The following is a 15,898-nucleotide window of genomic DNA, read 5'->3' on the forward strand; positions in this document are numbered from 1 at the left end:
TTCACTGCGCAGACTGGCTTTTTGCCGCATCGATCGTCCAGCGTTGCAGCTGGCGGCTGAGCTCGTCGCTGGCCCGGCCGAAGGCAGCCACCACGCTTTCCAGCTGCGGGCTCGCGCTGGGCTGGCGGATCTCGAAGCGCCGGCTGGCGAGGATGCGCTGGTCGCCCGCCGAGGCCAACTGAGCATCCAGCCGGACCAGCACCTGCGGCTGGCCATCGACGTATACACTCTGGAAGGCGCGCAGATCGCTGAACAGCTCCAACTCGGCGAACAGGTTGCTGTCCTCGCTGCTCACTGCCACCGGCCCGCTCTGGCGGAACTGCTCGATCAGCCGATCGCGCAGCAGCGTCGGTGCCGCATCGCCCCAGCGCGCACCCTGGTAACTGCTGATCCGGTTGCCGTCCGGCACCACGGCAATGCGCGGCCCGGCGAGGATGCGGCTGGCATGCGGCGTATGGATGCGCAGCGCCTGTTGTAGCGGGCCTGCGGTCTGGTTCGCTGGCGCTTCTGCGGTCGGCAACAGAAACACCCGGATCGGTTCGGCATCGGGCAGCAAGGTACACGCCGAAAGCGTGCCCAGCAGGGCCGAGAGAGCGAGCTGGCGGATCGGCGCAAGGCGGCTCATGGGGTGAACTCCTGAATCTTTTCGCGGCCAAGCAGGAAACCGCTGGGGTTGTCTTCCAGGCGCTGGGTCACGCGGCGCAGGGCGCCGAGGGTGCCGCGCAGTTCGTTGATCGCCGGGCCGAGGTCGCTGAAGCCCTGCAGGCCGTTGGCCAGCGCGCCCTGGTTGTCGGCGAGCAGGGCGTCCAGGCGCGAGGTGGCGCGCTCCAGCGCGGCCATCGATTCACCCGCGCTGCTCAGCAGCTGGCGACCTTCATCGTCGATGAGGCCGTTGGCGTTCTGGGTCAGGCGGGTGATTTCCTCCAGCGCAGTGTTGGTCTGCTGGCCCAGCTGGCCGAGCTGGGTCAGCGCCTGGCTGAGGTCGCCGCGCTGCTCAGCCAGCACGCTGGTGGCCTGCTCCAGATTGGCCAGGGTGCGACCGATGCGCCCGGCGTTGTCCTCGGAGAGCATCAGGTTGGCGTTGCGCAGCAGGTTGTTGATGTTGCTCAGCAGGTCCTCGCCGTTTTCCAGCAGCGCGCTCAGGGGCGAGGGGTCGGCGATGATCAGCGGCAGTTCGCCGCGCTTGCCCACCAACGTCGGGCTGTGTGGCGTGCCGCCGTGCAGCTGGATGATCATGCTGCCGGTGATGTTGGCCAGCGCCAAGCGCGCGCGGGTGTCCTGCTTGATCGGCGTGCCGGTGTACACGCGGATGCGCGCGCGCACCTTGCGCGGGTCGTCCGGTTCCAGCCATAGCGCCTCGACGTCACCGACCTTGATGCCGCTGTACTCCACCGAGCTGCCGTTGGACAGCCCGCTGACCGCCCGATTGAAGCTGATTTCGTAATAGTTGTACTCACGGTCCATGCTCGACTTGCCAAGCCACAGGGCGAACAGCAGCGCGCCACCGACGGCGAGGACGGTGAACAGGCCGATCAGTACGTGATGGGCACGGGTTTCCATGTCAGTTCTCCAGCTCTGGCAGGCCGTTGGAAACTACCTGCGTTGGCAATACTGCGTTAAAAACAGGCTCGGGTGCGAGCTCAGTCGGAATGCTCATTTAGGTAATCAAACTCCGCTTGATTCGCTGCGCTTACCCTGCGGGTGAGCATTCGGCTGTTACTCCCGCTGGTCGTTGCGCCTGTCTTGCCTGCCTCGCATAGGTTTCAACGACCCGCCAGGGCGACCTGTTGCGCCGCCCGGCCGCGTGGGCCATGGAAATACTCGCGAATCCATGGGTCATCGGTGGCTTCCACCACGTCCAGACGGTCGGCTACCAGCACCCGCTTGCGTGCCAGCACGGCGACCCGATCGCAGATGGTGTAGAGCGTATCGAGATCGTGCGTTACCAAGAACACGCTCAGGCCCAACGCATCGCGCAGCGTCAGGATCAGCTGGTCGAAAGCCGCCGCGCCGATGGGGTCGAGGCCGGCAGTGGGTTCGTCGAGGAACAGTACTTCCGGGTCGAGCGCCAGCGCGCGAGCCAGCGCAGCGCGTTTGACCATGCCGCCGGACAGCTCGTCGGGGTACTTGCAGGCGGCGTCCGCCGGCAGGCCAGCCAGCGCCAGTTTCAATCGCGCCAGGTGCTCGGCATCCTTGCGCTCGAGGCCGGCGTGCTCGATCAGCGAGAGGGCGACGTTCTCCTGCAGATTCAGCGAGGTGAACAGCGCGCCGCGCTGAAACAGTACACCGAAGCGTCGCTCCACCTGTGAGCGGCGCTCGGCGGAGAGTTCCAGCAGGTTCTCGCCGAACACGCTGACGCTGCCGGCATTCGGCCGGCGCAGGCCAACGATGCTGCGCAGCAGCACCGACTTGCCGGTGCCCGAACCACCGACCACGCCGAGGATCTCGCCGCGACGAATATCCAGGTCGAGGTTCTCGTGCACGGTCTGGCTGCCAAAGCGATTGACCAGCCCACGTACCTGGATCAGCGCATCGTTGCTCGTCACCAGCCCATCTCCATGAAGAACAGCGCGGCGATGGCATCCAGCAGGATCACCATGAAGATCGCCTGGACCACGCTGGAGGTGGTGTGCTCGCCCACCGACTGCGCACTGCCGCTGACCTTGAAGCCCTCCAGGCAACCGATCACCGCGATGATGAAGGCGAACACCGGCGCCTTGCCCAGCCCAACGAGGAAATGGCTGACGGCGATATCGCGCGCCATGATGTTGAAGAACATCGTCGGCGAGATGTCCAGCGCCAGCACGCACACCACCAGCCCGCCGGCGATGCCGCTGAGCATGCCGACGAAGGTCAGGATCGGCAGCGTGATCAGCATCGCCAGCACCCGCGGCAACACCAGCAGCTCGATGGGGCTCAGGCCAAGGGTGCGGATCGCGTCGATCTCTTCATTGGATTTCATCGAGCCGATCTGCGCAGCGAAGGCGCTGGCGCTGCGTCCGGCAAGCAATATCGCCGCCAGCAGCACGCCGAACTCGCGCAGGAAGGAGAAGCCCACCAGATTGACCGTGTAGATGGTCGCGCCGAAGTCGGCGAGCACGGTCGCGCCAAGAAAGGCCACCACCGCACCGACCAGAAAGGTCAGCAGGGCGACGATGGGGATCGCATCCAGCCCGGTTTGCTCGATGTGCGCCACCAGCGCGGTGAGCCGCCAGCGCCGCAGGTTGGGGAGCACGGTGAACAGTGTCTGTAGGGTCAGGCCGATGAAGCCGAGCAGGGTGCGCTGCTGATTCCAGACACCCGACACGCTACGTCCAACATGGGCCAGCACATCGGCAAAGCCATTGGTGGCCGGCGCCTGCTCGGCTTCTGACTGGTCCAGCGCGGCGGCGACGGTTTTCAACAAGGCTTGGCGTTCCGCCGGCAGCTGCGGCGCCCAGTCGCTCAGGCGGGCCACCCGTGCGGCGCCGATCAGTTCGATCAGTAGCCCGGCGCCCGCGGTATCCAGCTCGCCAAGCGAATCGAGCTCGACCCGATCGGTATCTGTGACCTGGCGGCGCGTGCGCTCAATCTCCCGCCGCAGCGTCGCGTAGTGCTGCAGGGTCCAGTCGCCGGCAATGGTGAGTGCGGCGTGGGCGTCCTGTGTCGGCTGCCGCTGCAGACTGCCTGGCAGCGAAGTGGGGTGCGTCAAAGTGATATCCCGTAGTGCTGGTAGCGGGGCGGCTGCGCCGCTACCCTTTAGCATCGCCCAGATCCTAACAGTTCGGACCTCGATCATGAGGTTACGTTTAGGTCTCCGAGGCTTCGAATAGGGGCAGTTGGCCAATGGCGGCGCAATTTGTTACAGGCCGGCACGAACTATCGACCGCTTCCGCCCTCCATAGCGTGCACGCCGACGACCATGCTCGGTACCGCGCTGCGTCGAGGGGCTGCTATCTTACGCCGTCTTTGCTGACGTCTTCATCACGCCCGGATTCGGCCCCTGCCAACTTCACCTTTGCGATCTCAGCAAGAGCTACCGATTGCCTATGAATTACTTGCGCGTCCTGCCGTTCCTCGCGGTGCTAGCGGTCATCCTCTTCAGCGGATTGCGGCCGGAACCGGTTCCCCAGGTGTTCGACCAGCAGGACAAGCTGCATCACATGCTTGGCTTCGCCGCCCTGATGTTCACCCTGCGCCTGGCCTTCCCGCAGTGGCGCGTATTCTGGGCCGTGGCGGCAAGCCTGGTAGCGGCCACGCTGATCGAGGTCGGCCAGAGCCTGCTGCCCAATCGACAGGCGTCGCTGGGCGACATGCTCGCCAATACCCTTGGCGTTCTGCTTGGCTGGGGTTGCGCTTACGTGGCTCATCAGTGGTACCTGCGCCGGATCGGCATCAACACCGATCCCGAGCCATCCGACTCGCCCGAGCGGCTTGGAGACGCCGCCCGTCCGTGAGACCGGTGACAGTCGTCATCCGCCCGAGTCGCCATGCCGGCGCCGTGTTCGGCTGACGATTCCGGTAATGATCATGGCGACCAGCGCGCCGCCGGCTGCCAGGGCCATGTCCTTCTGCGGGTCCCAGCGATCATTCTGAGTGGCGAGAAAGGTGCGTCCCAGACCGCCGCCCAGCATCTCCGCGCCAAACCATTCGATCAGCTCGTAAATCGCCGAGGTCGACAGTGCGATGTCTATCGGCAGTATCAGGCTCCAGAATCCAGGGCGCAGGCCCCTGCGGACCAGCAGTTCACGCATCGGATAGGCCAGGAGCAGCCCATAGCTGAAGTGTGCCAAGCGGTCGAACTGATTGCGTTCCCAACCCAGCTGTTCATTCAAGCCTTCGCCGGACAGTGCCTGCCACCAGTCGTTGTAAGGCACGTTGGCGTAGGTGTAGTGGGCGCCAAGCTGATGAATGCAGAGATAAAGGAAGATCAGGGTCGCGGCGCCGCGGGAAGGCAGGTAATGCTTGTGCCCCAGCAGCAAGACGGCTGCCAACCCCGCAACCAGGAGGTTCTCCAGCAGCCAGTCATGGCGGTTGAGCGGATCGATCGCCAGCGCACCCCAGATCAACAGGAACAGGCCGAGCAAGGTCAAAAGGTAGCGTCGGTGTCGTCTGTCTGTGGCCATGCATTCCCCTGAGTCGATTTCCTTGTTTTTTAGGACAAGCGCAACGACTTAAGGGTCCACCGCTTACGCATTCGACCGGTTATCCAACTTTTCCCGGCTGCGCAGTGTCACAAAACGTGACCCACAGCGAGGCGGACCATGCGGCTGACCCTAATAAACGACCTCATCCCAGCATGCTTTCAGCGCGTGGTGTCTGCCTGTTGCTGCTGAGCGCGGTGCTGGTGGGGTGCGCCGGCCCGCAGTCGGCGCTGAACCCCGCTGGTGCCGGCGCGCAGAGCATCGCCACGCTGTTCTGGTGGATGGCGGGCGGCGCGCTGGTCATCTGGCTGGTGGTGATGGGCATCGCCCTGTATGCCACCCAGGCACACCCGGAAGCTCACGGTATCCGCAGTGCCCGTTGGCTGATCATCGGTGGCGGGATCATTGTCCCCGTTGTGGTTCTGACCGGCCTGCTGATCTACGGGCTGATGCTGATGCCGCAGTTGCGCTCCGCCGAAAACGTGGCCCTGCGAGTGGATGTGTCGGGTGAGCAGTGGTGGTGGCGGGTGCGCTATCGGACCGATGCGGGGGAGGTCGTCGAACTGGCGAACGAAATACGACTGCCGGTGGATGAGCGGGTGGCCTTCAGCCTGACCAGCCCGGACGTGATCCACTCGTTCTGGATCCCCTCGCTGGGCGGCAAGGTCGACATGATTCCCGGTCGGGTCAACGAGCTGGTGCTGGAGCCGACCGAGACCGGCACTTTCCGTGGCGCCTGTGCCGAATACTGCGGCACCTCCCACGCGCTGATGAATTTCGCCGTAGTGGTGATGACCCGTGAGGCCTTCGATCAATGGCTAGCCGAACAGGCCGAGCCCGCGCAGCAACCGGAAACGGAACTGCAGCAGGCGGGCCAGCAGGCCTTTCTCGCCAATGGCTGCGGTGCCTGTCATCAGGTGCGCGGCACGGCCGCCGACGGCACGGTCGGGCCAGACCTGACCCACGTCGGCAGCCGCCTGACCCTGGCAGCCGGCACGCTGCCGGCCGATGTCGACGCCTTCCGGCGCTGGATCGGCCACAGCCGCGCGATCAAGCCAGACGTGAAAATGCCCGCCTTCGGCATGCTGCCTGAGGCACAGCTGAGCGCCATGGCGCATTACCTGAAGGGCCTTGAATGAGCGAGCCGATTGCATACCGCGACCCGCAGGACGAAGCCCGCGCCAAAGGGCAGGCCGAACGCCTGGCCGCAGCCTGGAAGACACCCACCGGCTGGCGTTACTGGTCTGCGGTAAACAACACCGAGGTGGGCCTCTGGTACACCGGCGTGTCGTTCCTGTTCTTCCTCTTTGCCGGCGTGCTGGCGATGCTGATTCGCGCTCAGCTGGCGGTGCCGGATAACGATCTGCTGTCGGCCGAAACCTATAACCAGGTGTTCACGCTGCACGGCTCGGTGATGATGTTTCTCTTCGGCGTGCCGATTTTCGAAGCGTTTTCGATTCTGATCCTGCCGCAGATGCTCGGCGCGCGAGACTTGCCGTTCCCGCGCCTGTCAGCCTATGGCTTCTGGTGTTTCATCATTGGTGGCGTGTTCGTCTGTGGCTCGATCTTTTTCGGCGTCGCGCCGCAGGGTGGCTGGTTCATGTACCCGCCGCTCACCACCACCTATCAGGACGGCCTCGGCGCGGATATCTGGCTGCTCGGGCTGTCATTCATCGAAGTGTCTTCGATCGCGGCGGCGGTGGAGCTGATCGTCGGCGTGCTGAAAACACGGCCGCCGGGTATGCGCATCAACCTGATTCCGCTGTATTCCTGGTACATCCTGGTGGTCGCGGGAATGATCCTGTTCGCGTTTCCACCGCTGATCGCCGGCGACCTGTTGTTCGAGCTGGAGCGCGCATTCGACTGGCCGTTCTTCGATGCCAGCCGTGGCGGCGACCCGCTGCTCTGGCAGCACCTGTTCTGGATCTTCGGCCACCCCGAGGTCTACATCATCTTCCTGCCCGCCGTGGCGCTGGTGGCGACCATCGTGCCCACCGCAGCCGGGCGGCCCATCGTTGGCTACAGCTTCATCGTGCTGGCAGCGGTCGGCACCGGGTTCATCAGTTTCGGGCTGTGGGTCCACCACATGTTCACCACCGGGATGCCCGGCATCTCGCTGGCCTTCTTCTCGGCGGCATCCGAAGCGGTGGCGATCCCCACTGGGGTGCAGATCTTCTGTTTCCTCGCGACAGCATTGGCGGGACGCTTCGTCAAATCGGTGCCGATGCTGTTCGTTGCCGGTGCGCTGGCGATCTTCGTGCTGGGCGGGCTGACCGGGGTGATGGTGGCGTTGGCGCCGTTCGATTTCCAGGCGCACGACACCTATTTCATCGTCGCGCACCTGCACTACGTGCTGATCGGCGGCATGCTGTTCCCGGTCATCGCCGGCCTCTACTACTTCTTCCCGCTGGCGCGCAGCAAGACGCTGTCGGACCGGCTCGGGCGGATCGCCTTCTGGCTGATGTTCATCGGCTTCAACATCGCCTTTTTGCCCATGCACTTCACCGGTCTGCTCGGGATGCCGCGGCGCGTCTACACCTACGCGCCGGGTATGGGCTTCGACGTGCTCAACATGGTGTCGACGGTGGGCGCCTTCATTCTCGCCGCCGGCGTCGCGGTGCTGGTCTGGGACGTCATGCGGCCCAAGGGCAAGCAGCCCTACAGCACGCGCAATCCGTGGAACGCCGGGACCCTCGAATGGCTCGCGGAAATGCCCGGTATGCCGTGGGGCTCAAGATCGATCCCGATCATCAAGAGCCGCTACCCGCTGTGGGATCAGCCAGACCTGATGCGCGACGTGGATGCCGGGCGCTTTTACCTGCCCGACGCCGAGGAGGGCAAACGCGAGACCCTGATCAGCAGCATCATCGATGCCGAGCCGATCCAGTGCCTGCGCGTGCCGGGCCCGACCTTCCTGAGCATGTGGGCGGCGATCTTCACCGGCGGCCTGTTCATCTTCGCCACTTACAGCTGGTACGTCGCGGCGCTGGTCAGCGGTGGCCTTGCGCTGATCACCATCCTGATCTGGCTATGGACCGGCACGGCGGTGATCCCGGAAAAACCGAAAAAGGACATCGGCCTGGACGTGACGGTGCCGCTCTATGCCTCCGGCGCCAAGTCGGTGGGCTGGTGGGCCACCTTCATCACCATGATCGGCGACATGAGCGCCTTTGGCAGTCTGGTGTTCGGGTACTTCTTCTTCTGGACCGTGCACGAGGATTTTCCGCCTGCAGATGCGGCCGGCTCAGGCGCGGCCGGCCCCGGCGTGTTCTGGCCGGTATTGGGGCTGGGGTTGATTGCCGCGTCCTGGGCGCTGACGCTGCTGGCACGACACTGCAACTTTCGCGATCAGGCGGCGGGCTTCTACGGCTCGCTGGGGTTGGCGGCGATCTGCACCCTGGCGGGGGCCTACTCCATGTGGGCCGGGCCGCATTTCAGCGGCCTCGATCCCACCAGCAACGTCTATCCCGCCACGGTGTGGGTGCTGGTGCTCTGGTGCCTGATACACCTGTCCATCGGCCTGATCATGCAGCTCTATTGCCTGGCGCGACGTGCGGCCGGCCGGATGACGGCGGTGCATGACATCGATATCCGCAATGTCGCGTTGTACTGGCATTTCATGCTCATCACCGTCGGCGTGACCGTCGCGGTCATCGCCGGCTTTGCGGAGGTGCTATGAGGGAAAATCCGAGCGAACAGCAACGGAATGGCGATCAGCAAGCCCCTGAAGCACCGCCGCAAGAGCGCGACACCCTCTGGCTGATCACCTTCAGCCCGACTATCTGGGCGGCGCATTTTCTGCTGTCTTACCTGGCTGTGTCTGTGTGGTGCGCCAAGGTGGCGGGCCGCAGCGGCGAGTTGGGCGACATCCGCCTCGCCATCGGCGTGCTGACGCTCGTTGCGCTGGCCGGGATCTCACTGACTGGTTGGCGCGGCTGGCGCAAACACTCCTTTGGCCACGCCACGGCACCACATGACTTCGACACCCCCGGCGATCGTCATCGCTTCCTTGGCTTCGCGACACTGCTGTTGAGCGGCCTGAGTTTCGTGGCGACGATTTTCGTTGCCTTGAGCGTGGTGTTCATCAGGAGCTGCACATGATCTGGCGTCCGCTCTCGTTGCTGCTCGGTCTGGCCACGCTGGGCGCAGTCTGGCTCGGGCCCTTGCCAGACATGGCCGATCGGCTGTTCGTCGGCCACATGCTGATGCATGTGATGGTGGTGGCGGTGGCGGCGCCGTTGCTGGCGATCGGCCTTGCCGGCGGCCGGTTTGATTGCTCCAATCGCATCCCGTTTCTGTTCTCGCCGATCCTGGCCTCGGTGATCGAGTTGTTCGTGGTCTGGGCCTGGCACATGCCGGCGCTGCATCATGCGGCGCGCACCTCGCAAGCGGCGCAGCTGCTGGAACAGGGCAGCTATCTGTTCGTTGGGCTGTTGGTCTGGCTCGCGGCATTCGGCGGCGTGCGTCATCAGCGCGCGCTGGCCGGCATTGCCGGCCTGCTGCTGACCTCGATGCATATGACGCTGCTCGGCGTGCTGCTGGCGATGTCGAGCCGACCGCTGTTCGAGCACACCGGCTCGGCACTCTCGGGCATGAGCCCGCTCGAGGATCAACAGATGGGTGGCGTGATCATGCTGGCTTTTGGCGGCAGCGCCTATCTTATCGGCGGGCTGTACCTGCTGTTCGGCCTATTACAGGACAAGCGCAATGCCCTTTCCGTCAGCTAAACGCAGGGTCCGGAGATGCCCGGCGCCGCTGCGGCGCTGGCTGTGCTGGCTGACCGGTGGCTCGTGGAAGCGCGTCGTGGCGGCCATCGCGTTGATGGCAGCGTTGGCGGGGGCGGGCGCGTTCGTGCTGGTTTCGCTGGGACTGGTCTCGATCAGTGCCAGCTCGGGTCACTGGAAGGCGACCGGATGGATGCTGCACTACGCCATGCGGCGTGCGGTGAGCACGCAGTCGATGGGCATCAAGGTGCCGCCGCTGGACGATCCGGCGTTGGTGCTCAAGGGGGCTGGGCACTATCACACGGGCTGCCTGGCCTGCCATGGCGGCCCAGGCCAGGAACGCTCGCTGATTGTCCAGCAGATGACACCCGAGCCGCCTTACTTGCCGCCGCGGATCGAACACTGGGAGCCGCAGGAGCTGTTCTGGATTGTGAAGAATGGCGTGAAATTCACCGCCATGCCGGCCTGGCCCGCGCAGAAAAGAGACGATGAGGTTTGGGCCGTGGTGGCATTCCTCCAGGCGATGCCGAGCATGTCGCCCCAGCGCTATAAGCAGCTTGCGCTGGGCGGGCGCAGCGAAGAGACCGCCAAACCCGTCACGCCCGATCATCCGCGGCCGCTGAAGGATCCGCTGGGTCCGGTGTTGGCCAACTGCAACCGTTGCCATGCCGAAGACGGCGGCGGCCGGGGTGAGGGCGCGTTCCCCCGATTGGCCGGGCAGAGCGAGGCTTATCTGCTGGGTGCGTTGCAGGCGTATGCCAGGGATAAGCGCTATAGCGGCATCATGCAGCCGATCGCCGCAGGTCTGGAGCCGGCGGTGCTCGAAGCACTGGCGCAGCATTACGCTGATCTGCCGCCAGTCAGTCGCATAGACGCTCCAGAGCCGACGTCGGACATCCTGGCCCAGGGCCTGTCGCTGGCGGAGCGCGGTGTGCGTGAACGCGGCATCCCGTCCTGCGTCCACTGCCACGGGCCCAAGGACGGTCCTCGCAATCCGATGTACCCCAACATCGCCGGGCAGTACGCCCGCTACCTGAACTTGCAGCTGGAGCTGTTCACGGCTGGTAAGCGTGGCGGTACGGAGTACGCCCATATCATGCACAGCGCCGCGCAGCGGCTCACGCCGGAGCAGATGCAGGCACTGGCCGATTACTACGCATCGTTGCCGACAAAGGTGGCCGGGGCGCTCGATAAGCCCGCCCCAACCCTCACCGAGCCGTCCATGCAGACCCCTTTACCGCAAAAGCAGAGGTAACCGATGTTCGACAAAATCGTGGAAATCGTTTCGGCATTGGGCTATGTCGGGGTTTTCCTGCTGATGTTGCTGGAGAACATCTTCCCGCCCATCCCGTCGGAGCTGATCATGCCACTGGCGGGCTTCGTCGCGGCACGGGGTGACCTCAACTTCATCGCGGTGATTCTGGTCGGCACTGCTGGTTCAGTGGTCGGTGCGCTGCCCTGGTACTACGCCGGCGCCACACTTGGCCAGAAGCGCATGAAGCACTTCGCCGCACGCTGGGGCCCCTGGTTGACCCTGTCACCAGAGGACGTCGACAAGGCCAGCGACTGGTTCGATCGCCACGGCAAGAGCGCGGTGTTCTTTGGCCGCCTGATTCCGACGGTGCGCACCCTGATTTCGGTGCCCGCGGGCATCGCCGGAATGTCGATGACCAAATTCCTGATCTATTCGACGCTGGGCTCGCTGATCTGGACGGCGCTGCTGGCCCTGGCCGGTTACCTGCTTGAGTCGCAGTACCAGAGGGTCTCTGAGTACCTCAATCCGGTTTCCACCGCAATCGTGGTCTTGATGGTGCTCTACTACCTGTACCGGCTGATTCGCCAGCGTTTCGCCAGCAAAAAACAGTAGGCCGTGGCGCCAGTTCGCGGCGCCACGGCGGTCACTCAGGCCGCGCCAGCGGTGTGGTGCTGCGTCTGGTGTGTACGCTGACACTGATCGATCACGGCGAAGACCTCCTGCCACATCTGCTCGGATTGTTGCTTGAGCTGGTCGGTACGGGTCTGGATCAACGCCTGGATCCGCGCGGCATCATCCGTCACCAGGTCGATCTTGCGCTTGATTTCCGCCTCGTCAGTGGTGACCTGCACCAAGCCTTCCGGAAAGCCATAGTCTTCGAACAGCATCTGGTACTTGTGACTCCAACCAGTAGCGAGTGCCGGCACGCCTTGAGACAGCGCGCTGACCAGCCCGTGGAAACGACTGCCCAGGGTGCCGCTGCAGGCGCCGAGGATGCCTTTGATTTCCAGCGCGCCGCTTTCCTTGACGATCGGGATGCCGCCCACCGCCGCAGACAGTTCGTCAGCCAGGCGCTGATCGTCCTTGCCTTCATGCACCAGCACGAAAGGCTTGGCGCCCTTTTCGAGCAGGTAGCGCGTGCAACTGATCAGGAATGGCAGGTAGGCCTCGCGCGTCTGCTGATCGGTCTTGTCCAGCATCCGGCAGTTGGGGACGATGCAGAAGCGATTCTGCTCGGTATCGAAGCCCTGCGGCAGCACACCGGTGATGAGGTTGGTGAAGTCCGGTGATTGCTTGATCTTCGCCTGCTCACCCACCAGCTCGGTGAGATGCTCGTAGGAAACGCGCTCGCGCGGGAAAATCAGGTCGACATTATCGACCACCGTTTTCATTGCCGCCCGGTTTTTCTCCGATTTGAACGGCCCAAGCGCTTGCGGCATCAGGATCACCCGGGTGCCGTTCTTGTTCCAGCGCCTGGTCGACTGCGCCAGCTCCGCACAGGGACCTTCGCCCCATTGATCGCTGTAGGCGAAGCCCGCCGCATCGATGACCACGTCGACTTCCTTATCCAGCACCACGCCGTACATCTCGCGCAGCGGACGCGGGGCGAAGTTGGCCAGCGTGCCCCACTGGATGCCGTAGCGCCAAAGCCAGGCCTTGGGATAGAAACCCAGCTGGACCAGCTTGCGGAACGGCTGCTCGGCTTTTTTCGGGGTCGGGGCCATCACGAAGGTAGCGTCCGGATACCGGGTCCTCAGTTTCTGCAACGCCGCGTGCAACATCAGCTCAGCGCCTTTATTGACGAAGCCTGCCTTTCTGATCTCGATAATCATCGCTTACCTCAGTTGAATACAATCAAGTCGTCTGCGGTCTTCTTGTCCGAATAGGGAATCCCTCCCGTTGGATCGGCATAGCCCACCGCAAGGAGCATCACGGTACGCTCCTGGTAGGCCAAGCCCAGTATTTTCGCCAGTTGACGTTCCCTTTCTTCGACGTCAGGCCAGTTGATCGAGCAGCTCGACAAGCCCAGGCTTTCCAGTGCCAGCATCAGCTGCATGGCGGCCAGCGAGCCGTCGATATAGACCACGTGGCGGTCGCGTGCCTCTGGATAGCAGCCCAGATCGCCGACTACAGCGATCACGCAGGGCAAATTGTCGTGGAAACCCGCCGTGCCGCCGGCGCACTTGGCGACCTCGGCGGCCTTTTCCTTGCCGTTGCTGACATAGAAGCGAAACGGCTGGCGGTTACACGCCGAAGGGGCGAGCGTCGCGGCACGCACGGCCTGTTCGATCAGCGCGTTGCTGACCGACTTGTCCTGATACCAGCGCACCGAGCGGCGACGGCGGAACAGCACCATCAGCTGGTCATAGCTGACCGGGCATTCGGGGAGTTCGCTGTGCGGATAGGGCACGCAGCGGCTGGCGTCGTCCTCGCGCTGGGCGCCGGAAAACTCACGGCGGGCCGAGTCGATACGCGGGGTGCTTTGCACGGCTGAAAAGTAATCGGTGAGCACGTCGTTGGCCCAGCGCTGTTGGCCGTTGAGGACGCCGGCCCGGGTCGCATCGGCATAGCAGCGCACCGTCGCGCCGATGTAATCCTCGGCAAAGGTGCTGCGTCGGGGACGCATGATCAGGCCCTTCTCCAGGCGATGCACGTTGCGGCGCAGGAAGGCGTCGTTCTCGCCCTGGCCGCGCATCCGCTGAGCGAAATGCAGCCGGCCCAGCAGCACCGCACGGTGCTCACGGTCGAACTCACGGCTGATCAGGCAGTAATAGACAGAGGACAGGAAGCCGCTGGAGGAAAACAGGCGGACCAGGGCCAGACGAGTGTTGTCCCGGGTCGCCTTGATGGCGTTCTTGACGGGATCAGGCAAGGCTCTGGCGAGCGACATGAGGCTCATCGGGTGGCTCCTGCGGCGTTGAATGCGTAACGGATCGGGCTGAACATCGATTTGGTCATCATGTAGAACACCGGGCGGGTCTTGGTGTGCAGCAGCAGTGCAGCGTACGAAGCAACCGCATAAGAAATGAGCGTGGCCATGGCGGCGCCTTCACCGCCGTACCGAGGGATCAGCACAAGGTTCAGGCCGATATTGGCCAGCGCACCGAGGCCCTGGGTGATCAACGAAAACATCAGTGCGCCCTCGATCAGGATCCAGCGGCTGAATGCCGCGCGCATGAAGATGAACACGCCGGCCCAGATATGGATGGTGAGGATCGCGGCGGAGTTCTGGTACTCAGCGCCGAACAGCAGGGCGATCAGAGGTTCGGCGACGAGCGACACCAGCACCGCCACGGCAATGGCGAGAATGAACAGGACGTCGAAGAGTTGCTGGAAGCGCTTGTTGAACAGCGCCAGGTCGGCCGCATGCAGCTTGATCAGCTTGGGGAAGAACGACGCGACGATGGCGATCGGCAGGAAGTACCAGGCCTCGGAGAGTTGCGCGGCCACGGCATAGACGCCGACCTCCTCGGCACCCACCATCCACTTGAGCATGACCTGATCGATCTTCATGTAGACCACCGCGAAGATCGAGCCGACGTAGAGAATCCAGCCCTGGCTGAGCAGCTCCTTGGCCTTGGCGAAGCTGGCCTTCCAGCTCATCAGCGAGACCGTGGTGGTGCCTTTGTAGAGCAGTGCGAGGATCACCGCGGCGATGATGAACTGCGCGGTATGCGCGAAGGCGAAGGCCACCACCCCGGCGCCGCTGACGACCATCAACAGCTTGAGGCCGGCCGAGAGCAGGATCGCACTGGACTTGGCGATAGCCGGATAGCGGGCCTGCACCTGAGACTGAAACCAGTATTCCACCACGTCAAACGTCTGGAAGAAGATCGCCGACGCGACGATCAGCAGCATCCAGAATTCGGTGCCGCCAACTTCTTCGAACACCCACGCGTAAACGAAGACCAGAATGAAACCGAGGCTCATGCCGGTCAGCTTAAGCATGAAGGTGGTGCCCAGCGTCTCCGGAACCTTGGCCGGCTGCTTTACCACCTCGCGCACCACCAGTCCTGCCAATCCCATGTGACCGGCCGAGGCGAAGATTGCGGTCATGGAAACGGCATAGGCGAGAATCCCGAACTGTTCCGGTCCCAGATAGCGGGCCAGCACAATCGCCATGAGAAAGCCCACGCCGATGTTCAGCAGCCGCTCCGCCATCATCCATGAAGCATTGAACAGGTACAGCTTGAGTGTGTGGAAGAGGGTGGTGATAGCGCTCATCGAGTGGCTCGGCTCCTCAAGGCTGACTCCGTGGTGGCAAGCTTTGCCTTCAGTTGCGCTGGAGTGGCGACGCACAGCAGACCGCGTTTTGTCTGGCATGTTCCGGGCGCAGACAGTTGGAAATGTATCGCGATGCAATCCACTAAACGCTGGCCAAAGGCCTTCGGGGCGATTCGGTTACTGGCAAATGTCGGGCTGATTACAGGTGAGACGGCTAGGCGAAAACCTGCCGCGCCGAACACAGTCAATCGGGATCGATGGCCAATTGAAATCACCGATTCGCCTCGCTGTGATTAGTCTGATGGCCTTTTCATTCTAAAAGTGGAACTTTTGCCATCACTGCCCCTCTTAACCCTGCTGCCGCTGCTAGCCGCTCCCTGGCCATTTCGATGTGCCGTGGAACGCTTGGCTCGGCGACCAGCGAAGTGACTTTTAGCTGGTGCAGGGCTGCCGCGAAGGATCTCGCGATGCGTCAGGACTGACGCAAGGAATCGCTGCTCGGAGCGGCCGAAGGGACAGGACTCAGCCCAAGCAAAAGAGCCCCGCATCGTTTGATGCGGGGCTTTTTTGTT

Annotated in this window: 15 protein-coding genes; 7 read left to right on the forward strand and 8 right to left on the reverse strand. The window is 63.6% G+C overall.

Annotated features, from left to right (window positions below; translation table 11 throughout):
* Nucleotide 1 precedes the first annotated feature (1 nt).
* The 4 genes from NA637_RS04430 to NA637_RS04445 all read right to left on the reverse strand — a co-directional run bounded on the left by NA637_RS04430 (nt 2) and on the right by NA637_RS04445 (nt 3,691).
* Nucleotides 2–625, reverse strand: a complete 624-nt coding sequence (locus NA637_RS04430; protein ID WP_256071132.1) for an ABC-type transport auxiliary lipoprotein family protein — start codon at nt 623–625, stop codon at nt 2–4.
* Nucleotides 622–1,560: an MlaD family protein gene (locus NA637_RS04435; RefSeq protein ID WP_256071133.1), complete on the reverse strand. Its 939-nt coding sequence runs from the start codon at nt 1,558–1,560 to the stop codon at nt 622–624. Before NA637_RS04435 ends, NA637_RS04430 begins: the two co-directional genes overlap by 4 nt.
* A gap of 203 nt (nt 1,561–1,763) precedes the next feature.
* On the reverse strand, nt 1,764–2,546 hold the full coding sequence (locus NA637_RS04440; RefSeq protein ID WP_256071134.1) for an ABC transporter ATP-binding protein: 783 nt from the start codon (nt 2,544–2,546) through the stop codon (nt 1,764–1,766).
* A complete protein-coding gene (locus NA637_RS04445) occupies nt 2,543–3,691 on the reverse strand; it encodes an MlaE family ABC transporter permease (protein WP_256071135.1) in 1,149 nt (382 codons plus the stop codon). Before NA637_RS04445 ends, NA637_RS04440 begins: the two co-directional genes overlap by 4 nt.
* Nucleotides 3,692–4,028: 337 nt before the next feature.
* Between NA637_RS04445 and NA637_RS04450 the strand changes: the two genes are divergently transcribed.
* A complete protein-coding gene (locus tag NA637_RS04450; protein ID WP_256071136.1) occupies nt 4,029–4,436 on the forward strand; it encodes a VanZ family protein in 408 nt (135 codons plus the stop codon).
* A gap of 15 nt (nt 4,437–4,451) precedes the next feature.
* Here NA637_RS04450 and NA637_RS04455 read toward each other — a convergent pair whose 3' ends face one another.
* Nucleotides 4,452–5,105, reverse strand: coding sequence for a DUF2238 domain-containing protein (locus tag NA637_RS04455; RefSeq protein ID WP_256071137.1), 654 nt, complete (start codon nt 5,103–5,105; stop codon nt 4,452–4,454).
* Nucleotides 5,106–5,278: 173 nt separating this feature from the next.
* Between NA637_RS04455 and coxB the strand changes: the two genes are divergently transcribed.
* The 6 genes from coxB to NA637_RS04485 all read left to right on the forward strand — a co-directional run bounded on the left by coxB (nt 5,279) and on the right by NA637_RS04485 (nt 11,714).
* Entirely contained in the window at nt 5,279–6,262 is a 984-nt protein-coding gene (gene coxB / locus NA637_RS04460; protein ID WP_256071138.1) for a cytochrome c oxidase subunit II, read from the forward strand.
* Nucleotides 6,259–8,802, forward strand: a complete 2,544-nt coding sequence (gene ctaD, locus NA637_RS04465; RefSeq protein ID WP_256071139.1) for a cytochrome c oxidase subunit I — start codon at nt 6,259–6,261, stop codon at nt 8,800–8,802. Before coxB ends, ctaD begins: the two co-directional genes overlap by 4 nt.
* Nucleotides 8,799–9,224: a hypothetical protein gene (locus NA637_RS04470; protein WP_256071140.1), complete on the forward strand. Its 426-nt coding sequence runs from the start codon at nt 8,799–8,801 to the stop codon at nt 9,222–9,224. Before ctaD ends, NA637_RS04470 begins: the two co-directional genes overlap by 4 nt.
* Nucleotides 9,221–9,850 (forward strand): cytochrome c oxidase assembly protein, encoded by a 630-nt coding sequence (locus tag NA637_RS04475; RefSeq protein ID WP_256071141.1) that lies wholly within the window; start codon nt 9,221–9,223, stop codon nt 9,848–9,850. The genes NA637_RS04470 and NA637_RS04475 overlap by 4 nt, the downstream gene beginning before the upstream one ends.
* Nucleotides 9,851–9,926: 76 nt before the next feature.
* Nucleotides 9,927–11,102 carry a c-type cytochrome gene (locus NA637_RS04480; protein WP_256071142.1) on the forward strand — a complete coding sequence of 392 codons (1,176 nt, stop codon included), beginning with the start codon at nt 9,927–9,929 and terminating at the stop codon, nt 11,100–11,102.
* Between the two features lie 3 nt (nt 11,103–11,105).
* Complete coding sequence (locus tag NA637_RS04485; RefSeq protein WP_256071143.1) at nt 11,106–11,714, forward strand: DedA family protein; 609 nt, start codon at nt 11,106–11,108, stop codon at nt 11,712–11,714.
* A gap of 35 nt (nt 11,715–11,749) precedes the next feature.
* On the opposite strand, the gene NA637_RS04490 is transcribed toward NA637_RS04485, so the two are convergent.
* The 3 genes from NA637_RS04490 to NA637_RS04500 are packed head-to-tail and all read right to left on the reverse strand — an operon-like array spanning nt 11,750 to nt 15,326.
* Nucleotides 11,750–12,934, reverse strand: coding sequence for a polysaccharide pyruvyl transferase family protein (locus NA637_RS04490; protein ID WP_256071144.1), 1,185 nt, complete (start codon nt 12,932–12,934; stop codon nt 11,750–11,752).
* Between the two features lie 8 nt (nt 12,935–12,942).
* A complete protein-coding gene (locus NA637_RS04495) occupies nt 12,943–14,001 on the reverse strand; it encodes a nitroreductase family protein (protein ID WP_256071145.1) in 1,059 nt (352 codons plus the stop codon).
* The gene (locus NA637_RS04500) at nt 13,998–15,326 is read right to left on the reverse strand and encodes a flippase (protein WP_256071146.1); all 1,329 of its coding nucleotides are present in this window, start codon (nt 15,324–15,326) and stop codon (nt 13,998–14,000) included. The genes NA637_RS04495 and NA637_RS04500 overlap by 4 nt, the downstream gene beginning before the upstream one ends.
* Between the last annotated feature and the right edge of the window lie 572 nt (nt 15,327–15,898).

The sequence above is a fragment of the Stutzerimonas stutzeri genome, from assembly GCF_024448935.1.
Taxonomy (GTDB): domain Bacteria; phylum Pseudomonadota; class Gammaproteobacteria; order Pseudomonadales; family Pseudomonadaceae; genus Stutzerimonas; species Stutzerimonas stutzeri_AO.